This is a genomic window from Adonisia turfae CCMR0081, from assembly GCF_011009555.1.
GTDB lineage: Bacteria > Cyanobacteriota > Cyanobacteriia > Phormidesmidales > Phormidesmidaceae > Leptothoe > Leptothoe turfae.
Genome location: NZ_QXHD01000004.1, coordinates 6,641,141 through 6,656,695, shown reverse-complemented (window position 1 = coordinate 6,656,695; position 15,555 = coordinate 6,641,141). Strand labels below are relative to the sequence as shown.

The 15,555-nt window shown below is 46.2% G+C and carries 18 protein-coding genes; 14 read left to right on the top strand and 4 right to left on the bottom strand.

Annotation, left to right across the window (positions count from 1 at the left end; all coding sequences use genetic code 11):
* The first annotated feature begins 273 nt into the window (after window positions 1–273).
* The 6 genes from DXZ20_RS32260 (at window position 274) to mazF (ending at window position 5,623) form a co-directional block, all read left to right on the top strand.
* Window positions 274–1,563 carry a glutamyl-tRNA reductase gene (locus DXZ20_RS32260; RefSeq protein WP_163702861.1) on the top strand — a complete coding sequence of 430 codons (1,290 nt, stop codon included), beginning with the start codon at window positions 274–276 and terminating at the stop codon, window positions 1,561–1,563.
* An 88-nt stretch (window positions 1,564–1,651) separates the two neighbouring features.
* The gene (locus DXZ20_RS32255) at window positions 1,652–2,380 is read left to right on the top strand and encodes a class I SAM-dependent methyltransferase (protein WP_163702860.1); all 729 of its coding nucleotides are present in this window, start codon (window positions 1,652–1,654) and stop codon (window positions 2,378–2,380) included.
* A 204-nt stretch (window positions 2,381–2,584) separates the two neighbouring features.
* The gene (locus DXZ20_RS32250) at window positions 2,585–2,752 is read left to right on the top strand and encodes a hypothetical protein (protein WP_163702859.1); all 168 of its coding nucleotides are present in this window, start codon (window positions 2,585–2,587) and stop codon (window positions 2,750–2,752) included.
* A gap of 35 nt (window positions 2,753–2,787) precedes the next feature.
* On the top strand, window positions 2,788–4,467 hold the full coding sequence (bicA, locus tag DXZ20_RS32245; RefSeq protein ID WP_163702858.1) for a bicarbonate transporter BicA: 1,680 nt from the start codon (window positions 2,788–2,790) through the stop codon (window positions 4,465–4,467).
* A gap of 572 nt (window positions 4,468–5,039) precedes the next feature.
* A complete protein-coding gene (locus DXZ20_RS32240) occupies window positions 5,040–5,282 on the top strand; it encodes an AbrB/MazE/SpoVT family DNA-binding domain-containing protein (RefSeq protein ID WP_163671058.1) in 243 nt (80 codons plus the stop codon).
* Window positions 5,276–5,623, top strand: a complete 348-nt coding sequence (gene mazF, locus DXZ20_RS32235) for an endoribonuclease MazF (RefSeq protein ID WP_163702857.1) — start codon at window positions 5,276–5,278, stop codon at window positions 5,621–5,623. Before DXZ20_RS32240 ends, mazF begins: the two co-directional genes overlap by 7 nt.
* Before the next feature lie 245 nt (window positions 5,624–5,868).
* On the opposite strand, the gene DXZ20_RS38800 is transcribed toward mazF, so the two are convergent.
* Window positions 5,869–6,027: a CGNR zinc finger domain-containing protein gene (locus DXZ20_RS38800; protein WP_431732109.1), complete on the bottom strand. Its 159-nt coding sequence runs from the start codon at window positions 6,025–6,027 to the stop codon at window positions 5,869–5,871.
* 262 nt (window positions 6,028–6,289) lie between these two features.
* Here DXZ20_RS38800 and DXZ20_RS32225 point away from each other — a divergent pair, with 262 nt between their 5' ends.
* Entirely contained in the window at window positions 6,290–7,000 is a 711-nt protein-coding gene (locus DXZ20_RS32225) for a DUF4336 domain-containing protein (protein ID WP_163702855.1), read from the top strand.
* A complete protein-coding gene (locus tag DXZ20_RS32220) occupies window positions 6,976–7,167 on the top strand; it encodes a hypothetical protein (protein ID WP_163696640.1) in 192 nt (63 codons plus the stop codon). Before DXZ20_RS32225 ends, DXZ20_RS32220 begins: the two co-directional genes overlap by 25 nt.
* Window positions 7,168–7,337: 170 nt before the next feature.
* On the opposite strand, the gene msrB is transcribed toward DXZ20_RS32220, so the two are convergent.
* Window positions 7,338–7,910: a peptide-methionine (R)-S-oxide reductase MsrB gene (gene msrB / locus DXZ20_RS32215; RefSeq protein ID WP_163702854.1), complete on the bottom strand. Its 573-nt coding sequence runs from the start codon at window positions 7,908–7,910 to the stop codon at window positions 7,338–7,340.
* Between the two features lie 333 nt (window positions 7,911–8,243).
* Complete coding sequence (locus tag DXZ20_RS32210) at window positions 8,244–9,140, bottom strand: hypothetical protein (RefSeq protein ID WP_163671053.1); 897 nt, start codon at window positions 9,138–9,140, stop codon at window positions 8,244–8,246.
* Between the two features lie 245 nt (window positions 9,141–9,385).
* Between DXZ20_RS32210 and DXZ20_RS32205 the strand changes: the two genes are divergently transcribed.
* Window positions 9,386–10,387 carry a DMT family transporter gene (locus DXZ20_RS32205; RefSeq protein ID WP_163702853.1) on the top strand — a complete coding sequence of 334 codons (1,002 nt, stop codon included), beginning with the start codon at window positions 9,386–9,388 and terminating at the stop codon, window positions 10,385–10,387.
* A 9-nt stretch (window positions 10,388–10,396) separates the two neighbouring features.
* Here DXZ20_RS32205 and DXZ20_RS32200 read toward each other — a convergent pair whose 3' ends face one another.
* Window positions 10,397–10,810 carry a YHS domain-containing (seleno)protein gene (locus tag DXZ20_RS32200; RefSeq protein ID WP_163671051.1) on the bottom strand — a complete coding sequence of 138 codons (414 nt, stop codon included), beginning with the start codon at window positions 10,808–10,810 and terminating at the stop codon, window positions 10,397–10,399.
* Between the two features lie 118 nt (window positions 10,811–10,928).
* Here DXZ20_RS32200 and DXZ20_RS32195 point away from each other — a divergent pair, with 118 nt between their 5' ends.
* The 5 genes from DXZ20_RS32195 to DXZ20_RS32175 all read left to right on the top strand — a co-directional run bounded on the left by DXZ20_RS32195 (window position 10,929) and on the right by DXZ20_RS32175 (window position 15,267).
* Window positions 10,929–11,831, top strand: a complete 903-nt coding sequence (locus DXZ20_RS32195) for a LysR family transcriptional regulator (RefSeq protein WP_163671050.1) — start codon at window positions 10,929–10,931, stop codon at window positions 11,829–11,831.
* Between the two features lie 264 nt (window positions 11,832–12,095).
* Window positions 12,096–13,133, top strand: a complete 1,038-nt coding sequence (locus tag DXZ20_RS32190) for an ATP-grasp domain-containing protein (protein WP_163702852.1) — start codon at window positions 12,096–12,098, stop codon at window positions 13,131–13,133.
* The gene (locus DXZ20_RS32185; protein WP_163702851.1) at window positions 13,133–13,660 is read left to right on the top strand and encodes a GNAT family N-acetyltransferase; all 528 of its coding nucleotides are present in this window, start codon (window positions 13,133–13,135) and stop codon (window positions 13,658–13,660) included. The genes DXZ20_RS32190 and DXZ20_RS32185 overlap by 1 nt, the downstream gene beginning before the upstream one ends.
* A 178-nt stretch (window positions 13,661–13,838) precedes the next feature.
* The gene (locus DXZ20_RS32180; RefSeq protein ID WP_163702850.1) at window positions 13,839–14,597 is read left to right on the top strand and encodes a cupin domain-containing protein; all 759 of its coding nucleotides are present in this window, start codon (window positions 13,839–13,841) and stop codon (window positions 14,595–14,597) included.
* 130 nt (window positions 14,598–14,727) lie between these two features.
* Window positions 14,728–15,267 carry a mechanosensitive ion channel protein gene (locus DXZ20_RS32175; protein WP_163702849.1) on the top strand — a complete coding sequence of 180 codons (540 nt, stop codon included), beginning with the start codon at window positions 14,728–14,730 and terminating at the stop codon, window positions 15,265–15,267.
* Window positions 15,268–15,555 lie beyond the last annotated feature (288 nt).

Here is a 15,555-nt window from a genome sequence, read left to right as displayed (position 1 = left end):
CACGCACCTTACATATTTTAAAAACACTCTAGCTGTTGACAAATGGCTAGGGTGTTCTTATGTCTATGTGTCATTTGGTAACGGTTAGCACCAAATGATGGACTTTTGTTGAGAAACCTTGAGTTGGGGGTCCGTTTTTCTCTAGTTTCAATAGGTAGCGCATTTAGCACGGTATCGCTAAAGCGCTTATTTCATGACTGTTGAAGACATTTACTTTTACTGCGATCGTCCGGCACGTCGGGCATTTAATAAAGGATCTTTTTTGGAGGAAGAATGAATATTGCCGTTATTGGCCTTAGCCATAAGACTGCACCAGTCGAGGTTCGGGAAAAGCTCAGTATTCCCACACCTAAGGTTGAAGGTGCGATCGCAAGACTCACCAGCTATCCTCACGTCAAAGAAGTTTCCATCCTCAGCACCTGTAATCGTCTAGAACTCCACATAGTCTTAAGCAACACTGAAAACGGCATTCGCGAAGTCACTCAGTTTCTAGCCGAATATGGTGATTTATCCATCGAAGACCTGCGTCCCCACCTCTTCATCTTGGTTCAGCAAGATGCCATCATGCATCTGCTACGCGTCTCCTCCGGTCTAGATAGCTTGGTACTGGGTGAAGGCCAGATTTTAGCTCAGGTGAAACACGCCCTAGCAGAAAGCCAGAAGTACAAGGGCGTAGGTCGCATTTTAAGCCGCCTGTTTAAAGATGCCATTAAAACTGGTAAGCGCGTACGTACCGAGACCAGCATTGGTACAGGGGCAGTTTCTGTCAGTTCTGCTGCTGCTGAACTTGCTCAGATGAAGGTGCCTGACTTTACCAATTGCCATATCACCATCATCGGCGCAGGCAAAATGGGTCGCCTGTTAGTGAAACACCTAGTCTCTAAGCGAGCTGTAAACATCACCTTGCTTAACCGCAGCATCAAGCGAGCCGATGATCTAGCCGCTGAATACAGCCATGTGAACATCAAGACCGGCACCATGGACATCATGGAAGCCGCTGTCACCAAAGCTGATGTCGTCTTTACCTGCACATCCTCAGAAGAGCCTGTGCTGCATCATGACAACGTTAAGCCTTGCTTGGCCGGTCGTCCTTTAAGCCTTTTTGACATCTCTGTTCCCCGTAATGTTCATAAGAACGTAGAGGAACTCGATGCAGTGAAGGCTTACACCGTTGATGACCTCAAGGAAGTCGTGGCCAAGAACCAGGAAAGCCGTCGCAAGATGGCCCAGGAAGCTGAAGGTATTCTGGAGCAGGAGTTAGCACAATTCATCAAGTGGTTTGGTTCCCTGGATACTGTCTCCACCATCAGCAGTCTACGCACTAAGGTAGAAGCTATCCGCGAGCAAGAGCTAGAAAAAGCCCTATCTCGTCTGGGTGCAGACTTCTCTGACAAGCACCGCAGTGTAGTTGAGGCCCTATCCCGTGGCATTGTCAACAAGATTCTGCATGACCCCATGACCCAACTACGGGCGCAGGAAGATGCTGAGTCCCGCAAGCAAGCCATGGAAACGCTGCAAGTATTGTTTAACCTGGAAGCGAAAAGGGCGAAGGCGAAGCGTTAAAAAACCCAAATACCCATTAATACGGGCATTACATCACAATGTAGGGGCGTTCCATGGAACGCCCCTACATTATTTTTTACCAATTGCTATGGTGCTCGTATCGCTACGTCGTCTGATTCCTTTATTAATTGCAATCTTCTGTCTGGGCTGCACCCAGGCTGATATCAGCACCGTCAATAGCATTTACAGCTACAAACAGCCCAGCAGTGACGGCATCGGCAAAGTCTACATGGGCCGCGAAATCTCCCAGGTAATGGGTCACCAGGGAGCCTATTGGTTAGAGCGTCCTAGCCGCGAAACAGAGGAACGACCTGATATGGCCGTGGATGCCCTGGGTCTGAGTCCAACGGATACAGTGGCCGATATCGGTGCAGGCACCGGCTATATAAGCTTTCGCATGGCTCGAAAAGTGCCTGATGGACAGATCTTGGCAGTAGACCTACAGCCAGAGATGATTCAGCGGTTAGAAGCAGCTGGCGATGAACAGGGCCTTACTAATGTGCAAACAATTCAGGCAGAAGAAGATAATCCTCATTTGCCATCTGAGCAGGTGGATTTGGTACTCATGGTGGATGCATACCATGAGTTTGCATCCCCTCGGGAGGTGATGACAGCGGTGGTAGCCGGGTTGAGGCCTGGCGGTCGTGTAGTGCTAGCAGAATATCGGGCAGAGAATCCGTTAATTATGATCAAGCGCCTACACAAGATGAGTGAAAAACAAGCCAAAAAAGAAATGGCTGCTGTGGGACTCACCTGGATAAAAACAGATGAACGGCTGCCTCAGCAACATTTGTTATTTTTTGAGAAAGCGTCATAGGAAAGTTGTTGTCGACTCTACTCAAACAACTCTACTTATGAAAGCCGAGAAGAGTCAGTCATGAAGCGTCTCTCTTGCGGAACAAATGTTGCAGAACCAACGTGTCTTCGATAGTTTCAACACACAAGCGCTTCAGTACAGAAATTGCATGCCTAATTCTCTCGTCCAGGCTGATGGTTCTACCCAGCGAGACAATTAATTGACATGCCCGTTGACTCGTTAATCATTCATTTCCAGCATCTAGAAAAAGCTAGCGGCAGCAACTTGCGCATTGTGACCTTAGCCAAAACGGGAGATGATGAAGTAGCTAAACTTCATCTGAATGTTGCAGACACACAGCTGTTTTGCGAGTTTCAGTCCCACTCGGTTTAGGTCAAACTCGCCCTATTTTCATCCAAAAGCAACCTATGCCAATCACGAATCGTATCAAGTTCAATAATGTTAGAGGCGATGTTTTAGGCGGTCTGACAGCTGCAGTCGTTGCTCTACCCTTGGCATTAGCACTGGGTATTGCCTCTGGTGCTGGGGCATCTGCAGGGTTATGGGGGGCCATTTTGGTCGGCTTTTTTGCTGCCTTATTTGGTGGTACCCCCAGCCTGATTTCTGAGCCAACGGGGCCAATGACGGTGATTATTACTGCGGTCATTGCTGAAACCACAGCCAGCGATCCTGAAAATGGCTTAGCCATGGCGTTTACCGTGGTCATGCTGGCGGGAGTGTTTCAGATTGGCTTTGGGCTGCTGAAGCTAGGGCGATACATTACGATGCTGCCTTACAACGTCATTTCAGGATTTATGACTGGCATTGGCGTGATTTTAATCTTTATGCAAACTGCGCCCTTTCTCGGTCAAGAAGCCCCCAAAGGTGGGGTCATTGGCGTGATTAACAATTTGCCTAGTCTAATCGCCAATTTAAATCCCTGGGAAACAGCCTTAGGCATTCTGACCTTAGTGATCTTGTTTTTCTATCCCAACAATCTCAAGAAAGTAGTACCCCCTCAACTGGTGGCTTTGGTCATCGGAACGCTAGTATCATTGACGCTTTTGCGGGATATCGATATTCGCACCATTGCCACAATTGGAGAAATCACGCCAGGTTTACCAACCTTGCAACTGCCGACGTTTACCCCTGGTAATTTAAGGCTCATATTTGTGAATGCCATGATCCTAGGCATGGTCGGCTCCATTGACTGTCTATTAACCTGTTTGGTTTCGGATAGTTTGACCCGGTCTCAGCACAAGTCCAATAAAGAATTGATTGGTCAGGGAATTGCTAACATCATTACCGGTCTTTGTGGCGGCATTGCAGGTTCAGGAGCTACGACGGCTACGGTCGTGAATATTCAAGGCGGAGGCCGTACAGCATTATCTGGCCTTAGCCGTGCCCTAATTCTATTTGTGGTCGTACTGTGGGCGGCTCCCTTGACATCAGGAATTCCATTAGCAGTGTTGGCCGGCATTGTCTTAAAGGTGGGCATCGATATCATCGACTGGGGTTTTCTTAAGCGAGTTCATCGGATTTCCTGGAAGGCAGCTGGAATTGTTTATAGCGTCGTGGCACTGACGGTCTTTGTTGATTTGATGGTAGCAGTCGGCGTAGGTGTGTTTATTGCCAATATTCTGACCATTGCCCGTCTAGATGAAATGCAATCTGAATCGGTAAAAGCGATTACGGATGCAGATGACCAAATTGTGATGACACCGGAAGAACAGCAGGTGTTAGATTCAGCCAATGGTCGGGTGCTACTGTTCCATCTCAGTGGACCGATGATTTTTGGCGTAGCCAAGGCTATTTCCCGAGAGCATGATGCTATTGACTCCTATGATGTACTCATTGTTGACCTCGGAGAAGTTCCGGTTTTAGGCGTCACTTCTTCTTTAGCCATCGAAAACGCCATTCAAGAAGCCACCGAAGAGGGTCGAGAGGTACTTGTCGTAGGGGCAACGGGTAAAGTTAAACGTCGGTTAGAAACGCTGGGAATCAACAAACTTATTCCCAATGATCATTGGATGGATGATCGCCTACAAGCTCTAACTGCAGGTTTATCGTTCGTAAAGCAGCAGCAGCAGCAGCAAGCAATTGCATAATTCTGCCACTGAAGTTCATCTTGAGTCTAATTTTGTCTTCCTGCTTTTAGCTAGTTATCGCGACATAACAACCTCGCTGCACCGGAACACCTTTTCTGCTTCAGATTCCTCTGCTACTGTGGTTGCTATGGTGGGCATTTTGGGCGCTTTTGCTTGCGCCCAACCAATACACAGGTTCAAGCATATTTGTTCCAGACTGTGATACCGTTGGCGAGCTTTTCACCGCACTCAGCATGTGGATAATTTGGTTAACAACAGCTTTGATACTGGGATTTAGTATGTGTATCAGGTTTTGGCATAGAGCCAAGATATTATGGGCTATCAACACTGTTGCCGTGATCATTTCAATGGTCAGCATCATGAGGTACATGAATTTGGTGGCATACAGTGAACAGCTTCAGCAATACTGTAAGTAAACCTTTTAGATGATTGTAGGCAGTTCGAACCTCATGTTTGATGCGTTTTAACTATTGCCAAAGATTGTGATCAGCGACTATGATGTAGATACAGTGTATCTACATCTAAAAGATTAGATTGTGATAGTTTAAACGCCCTAGATGCAAGGAGCTCCTATGGTTGCAATGGTTGCTAAGTGGGGTAATAGCTTAGCTCTTCGGATTCCCCAATACATTGTCAAAGAAATTCAGATAACTGAAGGTACTGAAGTCGAGCTTATGGTGCTTGATGGTAACTTGGTAGTCAAACCCAAACCTCGTAGGCGTTATTCCTTGGAGGAATTAGTCGCTGGTATTACACCAGAAAATTTGCATTCTGAGGTGGAAAGTGGTGTGGCTGTGGGGAATGAAGCTTGGTAAATCCAACAGAACGCTATACCCCAGGGCGAGGAGATATTGTTTATCTAGACTTTGATCCAACTAAAGGGCATGAACAGCGAGGACATCGACCTGCTCTGGTGGTTTCGCCTCGTAGTTACAACGTTAAAAGCTCCTTAGCACTGTTTATGCCTGTTACTAGACAGCAGAAAGGGTATCCCTTCGAAGTTCTTTTACCACCTGGGCTACAGGTTCAAGGGGTGGTACTTGCTGATCAAATCAAGTGTCTGGATTGGAAAGCTCGTAAAGTTCAATTCGTTGAAACTGTACCAGAAGAACTGATTGAGGAGGTTCAACCTTTGCTTGCACCTCTAATCTTCTAGAGGGTTAAATCTCCACCTGTATTTATCAGCAGCCCAACACTGCGTTGCAACGGCGGAGCGTAAGCAGTTGATAAGAGGCTAAAGTTACTACCGCCGTTGAGCTCCAAAGTTCCTCCGCAGTAATAGTACAAATGCTTGGTGCTATGTGATAAAGTCTCGGAAGCCACGGAAGAACAATCGCGCAGGGTGCAAGATCTAACCAAACATCAGCACGCAGGATAAATTGCTGTCAGCCACCTAATCAACTATCGAGGCCGTTCGTAATATCGCCTAGCCTTGCTTCGAGCTCCACAAGTTCGCATCGAACACCAGCGCTTAGTCCGACTCTTGGTCGTATCGTAATAAGCCCAACCACATGTAGGCAGCGCACAGCATTTGAACCGCGCCCAAGTGCCGTCAATCATACTGTTGTAGATGATTGCAACTAGCTGACCAATCACACGCTCGCTCGCTGAGTCAGTTTCGGGAACAGGAACTGGGCCATCTTCCTCAAACTTCATTCCGAAAGAAATTTGAAATACGCCACCAGTAAGGAGTTCGGGAGAGACTTGCTTTAACACGCAGCGCCGTACCAAGTCTCGGAGTGCAAGAATTCGAATATGAAGCCGTGAACGTGTCAAGTGAGTTTCGGCATCGCTATGAAAAACCGACTGAGGGATCGCCATCATGGCCTATTCAATAGATGAGTATGTTCCGGGCACGATTTACATTGTGGAGTATGGCATCCGTTTCGGCGGAATGGATCTCTTCAGCCGTATGACCATAGTGAGGCTAAACGATGGCAAACTGTGGCTACATAGCCCGTGCAAATTGGATGCACTCCTCAAATCAGAAATTGATCAACTCGGCGAAGTCGCTTACATTATTGCCCCCGGCAACTTTCACCACCTCCATGTCTCCGACCTCCAAGCCGATTACCCCAACGCTGAAACCTTTCTCTGCCCAGGTCTGGAAAAGAAGCGCGCTGATCTCAGTTTTGACTGGATCTTGGGAAACCGACCCGATCCGCGTTGGGCGTTAGATTTCGAGCAGGTCGTTATCCAAGGCACACGTATTATGAACGAAGTCGCCTTTCTCCACAAACCAACCCGAACACTCATTCTTGTGGATCTATTGGAGAACATTGGCGATAATTATACGCATGAAGCAGGTCTTCTATTGAAATTCTGGTGGAAAGTCGTATTCCACATGTGGAACACCCCTAAACCCGCGCCTGAATATCAGCTGGGATGGGGTAACAAAGAGATCGTGAGAAAAGGGCTAGAAAAAATTCTCTCATGGGAATTTGAACGTATCATTATTGCACACGGGAACTTGATCGAAATGGATGCAAAGGCAGTAGCAGCAAAGGCATGGCAGAATGTGTTGAAAGCCTAGCGCAGGGGATTGTCTGTGGGCAGGGTAAGCTTAATCCAACAACGCTTTCTTGCCTACTTGTCCAGATCACAGCCATTCTTCCCGAAGAGACTTACCTCGAAGGCAAGTTCGGCAGTAAGTATCTCGACTACAATGCTAGTCAAACATCCAGGCTGCTTGCGGGGTAACCCAACGAATCCTCAAATCATCAAACTATTTTGGTTGTTGTCCTTGGCAGGCGGAGTAGCCGCATCGTTGATGGTCCTATCTTCTAGATGACTACCCCAGCTGCCTTAGCGGGCGTTGGTTACAAGCAAATGAATTTAAGAGGGTTTCGTTACTTAGACTCCATGGACAGCTAGATATCATCAGCCTCAAAGCTGGCAACGTACTGACCATATCCCTCCGTTTCTAGATCAACCAATGGAATAAAGCGTAACGCCGCCGAATTAATACAGTAACGCCGCCCCGTTGGTGCTGGCCCATCCTCAAAAACATGCCCCAGATGGGAATCAGCCTGGCGACTGCGCACCTCAGTCCGGACCATGAAAAATGACCGATCTTTTCGCTCAACAACATTGACAGATTCAAGCGGTTGAAAAAATGAGGGCCAGCCTGTCCCCGATGCAAACTTATCTAGAGACGAGAAAAGCGGTTCTCCAGATACCACATCAACGTAGATACCTGGCTTTTTGTTGTTCCAGTAATCGTTTCTAAAGGGCGGTTCGGTGTCATCTTGCTGGGTAACGGCATACTGTTGCTCTGTCAGCATGGCCTTCAACGCATCGACATCCGGCTTCTGAAACCCAGCCTTGGCCTCGGTTATAACAGGCTCTATTGTTAGAGCAGCCACCTCAGCATGGATTGGAGCAAAGAGAGTTAATACCACTAGCAGCACACAGCTCAGAATAATCCTGTAAAGTCGTTTCATCAGCCCCTTAATCACAGCGTCAATAGCAAAAAGTCAATGGTTCTTAAAACCGACGACACATCGTAATACGATTCTCACAACCGGAGAATATGGTGTCGTCCAACCAAGTTCTTATCTAGCATAACAATCAACGCAGTTTCTGACAGCAGTTGTCGTTTCTCAAATCAACTGGAACTAGCGTGACATAGAATTTTTACATGAATGTCTGCACCCAATCACGTACTGACCGAATTATTCGAAAGTACATCTATTCTACAAGGTCAACCAGTATGGCCTATCAATACTGACTAGGCAACTATCCCATTAGTTCGTGCGGTAGTGCAGCAGTCCTCTTTACTGGTTAGACCGCTCAATAAACCCTTGTCGCAACTGCCGCGCTGATTTTCCCAGCCTAAAGCTGGCAAACCCTAACGGTATCGGTAACAGCAAAAACATCACTCGCGCCTGCTGCCCTTCCCGACGAATCTCCTCTCCAGTCCCCATCAGCACCTGTAACCGATTACCTAGGGGATCAATCAGTCGATTACCGTCAACCGTTGTCTCCAAACTTGCAACGACTACTACCGACTGTCCATAGGGCAATGTCTCTCGTTCAAAATCCTTAAACACACTATCCACCTCCCCCCACTGTTCTAAAGGTAATGGATAAACCTCATCACCATATTCAATCGCAACAGGACGGCTAACTCTAGAAGACTCTCCCTCTCGAACCGTACGAGGAGAGAATCCAAAAGAATCATCTTCCATCGGCAACACAGCCAGGTCAAAGGCTAAGGGAATACGATGATCGCCATCGGACAACAAGACAGACGCTGCTGTCTCTTCCCACTCAAACAGCGTTTCTCGCCGCACAAGTGCCTCGGGGTCTGTCGTATCAGAGTCCGTGTCAGCTCTGGCCACCAGATTCACCCGACCGCGAATCACTTTCTGGGCCTCATCATCTGGCATCACCAAAGGGTCATCCGTCACCAGATAGCCCTCTAGTTGGATCAGCTCGATGCGATCGCCCCCATAGGCAACGGCATCCTCAACTGACATTGCCTCAATCTCAGCCAGTTTCCGCGACGTTTGTAGCGTCAGTCCAGATATCCCACCAATGGCCATCAATGCGGCCATGCCCCCCAAAGCAATGGTCGCGAAATTACGCAACTGGTATTGCTCATACTCACGCCGCGTTACGTTACGGGGGATATCCTGAAACCATTGATAGCGAATCCGTTTTCGGCTCATGGGTCTAGCTAGCACTCTACACTCACTAAGTGTTGATCATAGACTGAACATTGCTCAGCTTATTGACTCTGTATGAATGGTCTAAAACACCCCTAAACTGAGCAAACTATATCCTTTGCGATCGCTCACAAAATATAAGCTTAACTACTGGCATTATTTCATCTCAGTTCAGCATTAGCTCATCTCTAACCCTATGGAATTTAGTACACTCTTGCCTAAGCTGTCACCGATCCTAACTTCCTGTAATGAGTGAAATTCCGGCTCACCAACCCAACTTTGCCAACCCCAAAATCATGCTGGTGGCCTCCCGTGCCCTGGCTGCATCGCGTCCATCCCTGATTGCCTTTTTAGTAGCCCAGGCAGCTGTCTTGAGCGGCGGCATTGCTGATGCAATATCCTTCTGTAATGTGCTGTTTGTGGGCAACTTTTGTGCCTCACTGGTGGTAGGCTTCTGGTTTGGCTTTGGCAATATTCTCAACGACTTCAAAGCGCTCAAGCCGATGGTCATGGCGGGACTCATCCTGAATGGATGTTTAGCCACACTACTATCTGGATTGATTTTTACCGGATTGCAATACACCACGGTCACGAATGCTGTCTTACTAGGGCGATTGGGACCTGTTTTATTTGCCTTAGTCGGTGCTATGTTACTGGGTAAAAAGATTCGCAACCTCGAATGGTTGGGGTTTTCTCTCATTGTAGTTGGCGTCATCACCATTGCCCTGAAAACTAGCAATTTCCAAGTTAATCAAGGTGATCTATATATTCTGCTTTCGACAGTGGTATTTGCAGCCACCTCCTTGGTCAATCGTTTGATGATTGCCAAAACCGCCACATTACCCGTTGTTGTATTTTCACGCAACTTTATATCGTCAATTCTCTTTTTCTTTATCGCTATACGCCTCTTTGGTCCAGATCACTTTGGAGATGCCTTTAGTGGTCAGCTGTGGATTCTCATGGCAATCTATTCATTGATTGTAATTGTATTTGCCCAGTTTCTTTGGTATGCATCCGTTAACAACTTAGATTCTCGCACCATCGGACGTTTAACGGTACTGTCTCCTATTTTTGGTGTCACCTATGCATTCTTATTAAATGGAGAACGTCCCTCCTCCATTCAGGTTGTAACATTAGCAATTGTGATTGTTGGGGTGTTAATCGCCAGCCTCGGAGGACAGAGTAAAAAGCCAAAAACAACGATGGATATGGTAATGGAGGAACCTAAAAACGCTGCATCTGCACCATAATCCATATTTCTAGTACTCTACTGTGGGGTATACTACGGTCAAATCACCATTTTTCCAGTGCTCATCGGCATTGGCTTTACGCATGTCTGCATCAGCCTCCCACTGGGGCTTTGTGTTACCTAGCTTGCCATTATAGAAAAGGTATAGTCGACCATCTTCTACCGAATAGACATGGGGATTAATGGGAAATGTTTTACCTTCGGACACAGCAACTGCACAAAAGCCACCATATTGAGGAACATACTGTTGAGGAGATCCTTCAAAGATTAATTTATTGCCCTCACTGCTGAAGTAATAGATTGCACCTTCATAGGTGACAGCAATGTTGGCATCGCCTTCAACAGGCTGATTAGAAAAATATGCAACTGGATCATATCCTTGTAATGCAACCCCTGCTTCGTTAAGATTTTGCAGATGTGCCATGGTAGCCTCAAATTAATAACAACTTGCGTTTCATTCACTTCAGGAACTATCATCAAGCGGTTTCCAAAACTCAACAAGGCGTTTTTTCTGATTGAACCGATAGACGGTATCTATAGTTATGGATCTCTACCAGATTCGGTATTTCTTAACCATTGCAGACGTTCAGAGCTTTACTAAAGCTTCAGAGCTGTTATATGTATCCCAACCCTCTCTCTCTGCGGGCATCAAAAAACTAGAACAAGAATTAGATGTCATCTTATTTGAACGAGGTGGGCGGCGCACTTTATTAACACCTGCAGGTCAGCGATTTCAGGAAAGTGCTAAATCTATTCTGGCGGCCTATCAAGCTGCACGTCAGGATTTACAACAACTAAAAGAGCAGCCTACATTACGCATTGGCACGCTACATACATTACGCAGCCATCATATTGCCAAACTTATTGGCGCATTTCGGCAGCAATATCCCAATGTAACGGTGGTTGTTTTAAACGGCTATTTGCAAGATATAAAAGATTGGCTAGAGCAGGGAAAAATTGACGTAGCCATCACCTGGTTACAGGAACAAGATAGCGATGAAAATTCTCAATTGTTATTTCATCAACCCCTCACCTTAGCGGTCCCTAGTGATCATGCCTTAGCTAAAGCTACAAGTGCTTGCCTTAGAGATTTAGATGGACAGCCCTACATTGAGCGCATTAATTGTGAATTTTGGCGAGCTTATGACACATTGTTTGCAGACGCGGGTATCCAGCCAAACATTGTCTATTCTTCCAACAATGAAGAATGGGTCATCTCCCTGATTCAGGTAGGCATGGGCATGAGCATCATGCCTGTTTGGGCAGATCTGACCGCCATCACCTATGTATCTATGACTGACTTAAGCTTGAGTCGCACCATCGGGTTACGCTGGCGCAAACTACAAATGGTCGAACCCGTTGCATGGTTCTGTAACTTTGTGATGGAATATGATTTGGACATAGACGTCTCCCTCGATCATCTAACTATTGATCGAACCACTTAGGGAAAACACCATCAGTGCACCATCTGCGAAGGCCAGGATCAAAAGAACGTTAGCAGGATGCATGTTAACAAGAACAATATAAACCTGATCGCTATCTAAGCAAGCCTAAATTAGAGTGAGCTGATTCTCAACTAAAAATTACAATTTTTAAGGCATTGTCCAGCAAAACTGCTGATTTTCGAAATTTTTCAGGGTTTGATCATAGCCCTTAAAGGCTATCTTCATCTTGATACGGTTCTTTAGCTAAAGACCTTTCAAGTATCTATGAAACTTCTGAGTATTTGCGACCCCACACAATATGGCAGTCCTCCGCTGGATGTCCCCACCTTTTACCAAAAGCTTTCTCTCGATCCCAAGTTAGATTTTTACCACATTCCCACACCCCAGGTGTTTACCAGCCAGTTTCCGCAAGTGCAAACAGCCCCATCAGTCGGAGACTTACCCTATAAAGCATTTTTAAAGCTAGGCGAGCACGCTCAACACTGGCTTAGCTTACACGACATTGATGTGGTCTTTTGCCGTACCCTCAAGCCCTTTCCCATAGGGTATTTAGATGCCTTAGTCACCTGGGAAAAGGTGGTGCGTTTTGTCAATCGACCATCGGGCAAAAAAGAACAGATGAAATCTGAGTTTTTACTGAGAATTGCTCGGGACTATATCCCTGAAACCATAGTTACAGCCAACTGGACCACAGCGCTGGCATTTTTTGAGCAGTTTCAAGTCATCGTTGCTAAACAGGCCAACAGCTGTGGCGGGCGGGGTGTTTTCAAAATCTGGTATGGGGATGGGACTTTTCATGTTGACAATATTGTGACCGGGAAACAATCATGGTCGACATTTGCGGCTGTCATGGCGCAGCTACAGACTAATCAAACTGAACCGCTGCAATTCTGTCGATATCTATCGCGCACCAACGCTGGAGATAAACGTGTGGTGGTGGTAGACGGCGAAATTTATGGCAGCTATTTACGCCGTTCTCAAAGTGGTCACTGGGTCAATAATGTCAGCAGCGATGGGGGGTGTACCCTGGCGGATATTACAACTGATGAGGTGGATGCCATCCACCGTACTGTCGGCAAGTATCAGGCACTAGGGTTGCATACCCTGGGCTATGACTTTTTGTTGGATGACGACGGTACCTGGCGTATTAGTGAAATCAATGCCGGTAATATTGGTGGTTTTGCCCGTTTGGAACTATTAACCGGGCAACCAGTGATGGATCGTTTAATTAGCTGGATGCTGGACTATGCCAAACGCACTGATGCGCAGATTGACTCATCAACAATGGTTGGAGTAGCGTAATGTCTAAAATCATTCAGGCTGACACAGTGGTTTTGAATATTCGTTCAGCACAACCTCAAGATTATGCTGCGATCGCATCTATCTACAATGAAGCCATTGTCCATGGCGGTATCACCATGGATGGTCAACCTCAGACAGTACAGGATATTCAGGCAATCGTCCAAAAAATGCACCCCCGTGAAGCCTTGATTGTGGCTGATGCAGGGTCCAGCGTTATCGGTTGGAGCATTATCAAACGCTATAGCGATCGCATCGGCTACCAATTCTGTTGCGAAACCTCTACTTATCTAAGTTTTTCAGCCACCGGCAAAGGATATGGTAGCGAGTTACAAAAGGCCCTCATGGCGAAGGTTAAAGACTATGGCTATCACCACATTGTGGCTAAAATTTTAGCGGCTAATCAAGGCAGCATTCGTTTTCATCAACGCTACGGATTTGACATCGTTGGTATTCAAAAAGAGATTGGCTTTATGAATGACACCTGGCATGACGTTGTTATCATGCAGTGCATTTTATCCAGCTCTTAGGAGTCACTCAGGTTCCATCAGGAATTTCTATAGTTACTTTTTAGAGTTCTCTCATTCTTGAATAATTTCGACTCGATAACATGCCCTTAGTTGAGGCACTGAGGGCATTCGCCCACGGTCGAATAATAACATTCGTCAGGTTTGCATTCTGTTGTTAGACCTAATTGAGGTTTTTGAAATGATTCAAGCTGCTTTTCCAGCGTCAACGGATATATCCATTGCCACCTACCCCATTAATCTGCAAAAACTGATTTATAGTCTTCAAGAAACACCTGATTTCACCCCTGAAGACATTCAAACCATGGTCGTAAAGGCTGACATTTCAGCCCAAGACTTGATGCCGTGGGCTGATTTTAATCATCCTGTCACCGATAGCTATGGTCGTCAGCTCGTCTTTGACGGTGGGCATTTTGAAATCATGGTGATGTCCTGGATGCCTGGTGATTTTAGTGCTATCCACGATCATGGAGCCACCCAATGGGGCGCGGTGCAATGCTTTGGGGCCGCAGAACATTTCATCTACACCTTTACGCAAGGAGTCTTATACACCTTACAACCGGCTCACTATAGCCCTGGCATGGTTCACCTAGTGGACCATAGTCTAATTCACCACATGGGCAACCCTGGTCGTGAGCCGTTTCTCAGTTTGCATGTTTATGGCTGTCAAGACGCTCAGGGGCCAATTACGGGGAACGCTCGTATTTTTGATTTATTTGAGGGCAGTCTTCAGTACACCGATGGTGGCGTTTTCCATGGCTTGCCAGAAGACCAAATTAATCAGAAACGGTATGGCTTAGAAGCTGATCGAGAAACTACCCTACGGCACCATCGTTTGATGTGTGATCGCATCCAACGCATTCTTCAAACACGTCACAATCCTGGCTTAAGTCAAAGGCTGACTCGCTTACAACAACAGATTCAACAACTCAGTTTATAGTAGTTCGTTAGGATTTAATTCAACACTCACTGATCCAACCATCTTGTGGCTTCTCACAGCAGTAGAGACATTATCTTTCACTCAAACTGAGGCATTTTCTTTAAACCCCCATGATTATCAGGAGCCATCTATGTTTATACTTCAAGCTGAACAAGTTGATTTTTGTACCCTGAATAGTCGTATTGGCAACCAAATTGTTCAGATACCGGGCCTAGAATATCAGCGCAAGCTCTATATCAAAGGTGAAACCTACGAACAGCAAGATCGGTTAACCGCTATTCAAAAAGCTCGACAAAAGGTTTTAGAACTTAAAGGCCAACCGATGATTCTTGTCGAAGAGTACGATACCATCACCCTCTGGTATCACGATAAGACTGTGGAAAAGGTGAGTCCCCTGCTTACTCTAGATTTACAAGAGTTAGTTGCGGCAATGAGAAACGTTGGCGGCATCCATATTAAAGAACGTCAGTTTCATCTCAAGAGCTATCCGCAATGTTTTGTCGGCAGTGAAGCTGTAGATTGGCTAGTAGCTCATCTAAAGATTTCTCGACCAGATGCCGTCACGGTTGGCCAACGTTTAATCAATGAAAACTGGATCCATCATGTTCTAGATGAACAAGCTTTCCAGGATGGTTACTTCTTCTATCGCTTTCGTTGGGATGAACGATAAGCCATAGGTCAGTTAGTACCTCAGACTTTATTGCGACCTTGCAACATTTTGATACAGATCACAGCTGAATGCTTATACTTTGGCTAGATAGGTATTGACTACTGAATATCTTGTCATGTGTGTGTTGCCCTCACATCCTTGACATAAACACTCGTGAAAACAGTATTTTGAGCTCTTAATGAGTTCCTTATCTGATCTCACATCCCACTGTTTTACATACATTAATAATCTTCTGACACCTGAAAACCTTTAATACATAGATTTTCTCAAGAGGATTTGAATATATCA

Bases quoted from the DNA above. Each gene is read 5' to 3' on its own strand.
- DXZ20_RS32260 (WP_163702861.1), top strand. From the start codon at position 274: ATGAATATTGCCGTTATTGGCCTTAGCCATAAGACTGCACCAGTCGAG.
- DXZ20_RS32255 (WP_163702860.1), top strand. From the start codon at position 1,652: ATGGTGCTCGTATCGCTACGTCGTCTGATTCCTTTATTAATTGCAATC.
- DXZ20_RS32250 (WP_163702859.1), top strand. From the start codon at position 2,585: ATGCCCGTTGACTCGTTAATCATTCATTTCCAGCATCTAGAAAAAGCT.
- bicA (WP_163702858.1), top strand. From the start codon at position 2,788: ATGCCAATCACGAATCGTATCAAGTTCAATAATGTTAGAGGCGATGTT.
- DXZ20_RS32240 (WP_163671058.1), top strand. From the start codon at position 5,040: ATGGTTGCAATGGTTGCTAAGTGGGGTAATAGCTTAGCTCTTCGGATT.
- DXZ20_RS38800 (WP_431732109.1), bottom strand. From the start codon at position 6,027: ATGATTGACGGCACTTGGGCGCGGTTCAAATGCTGTGCGCTGCCTACA.
- DXZ20_RS32225 (WP_163702855.1), top strand. From the start codon at position 6,290: ATGGCCTATTCAATAGATGAGTATGTTCCGGGCACGATTTACATTGTG.
- DXZ20_RS32220 (WP_163696640.1), top strand. From the start codon at position 6,976: ATGGCAGAATGTGTTGAAAGCCTAGCGCAGGGGATTGTCTGTGGGCAG.
- msrB (WP_163702854.1), bottom strand. From the start codon at position 7,910: ATGAAACGACTTTACAGGATTATTCTGAGCTGTGTGCTGCTAGTGGTA.
- DXZ20_RS32210 (WP_163671053.1), bottom strand. From the start codon at position 9,140: ATGAGCCGAAAACGGATTCGCTATCAATGGTTTCAGGATATCCCCCGT.
- DXZ20_RS32205 (WP_163702853.1), top strand. From the start codon at position 9,386: ATGAGTGAAATTCCGGCTCACCAACCCAACTTTGCCAACCCCAAAATC.
- DXZ20_RS32200 (WP_163671051.1), bottom strand. From the start codon at position 10,810: ATGGCACATCTGCAAAATCTTAACGAAGCAGGGGTTGCATTACAAGGA.
- DXZ20_RS32195 (WP_163671050.1), top strand. From the start codon at position 10,929: ATGGATCTCTACCAGATTCGGTATTTCTTAACCATTGCAGACGTTCAG.
- DXZ20_RS32190 (WP_163702852.1), top strand. From the start codon at position 12,096: ATGAAACTTCTGAGTATTTGCGACCCCACACAATATGGCAGTCCTCCG.
- DXZ20_RS32185 (WP_163702851.1), top strand. From the start codon at position 13,133: ATGTCTAAAATCATTCAGGCTGACACAGTGGTTTTGAATATTCGTTCA.
- DXZ20_RS32180 (WP_163702850.1), top strand. From the start codon at position 13,839: ATGATTCAAGCTGCTTTTCCAGCGTCAACGGATATATCCATTGCCACC.
- DXZ20_RS32175 (WP_163702849.1), top strand. From the start codon at position 14,728: ATGTTTATACTTCAAGCTGAACAAGTTGATTTTTGTACCCTGAATAGT.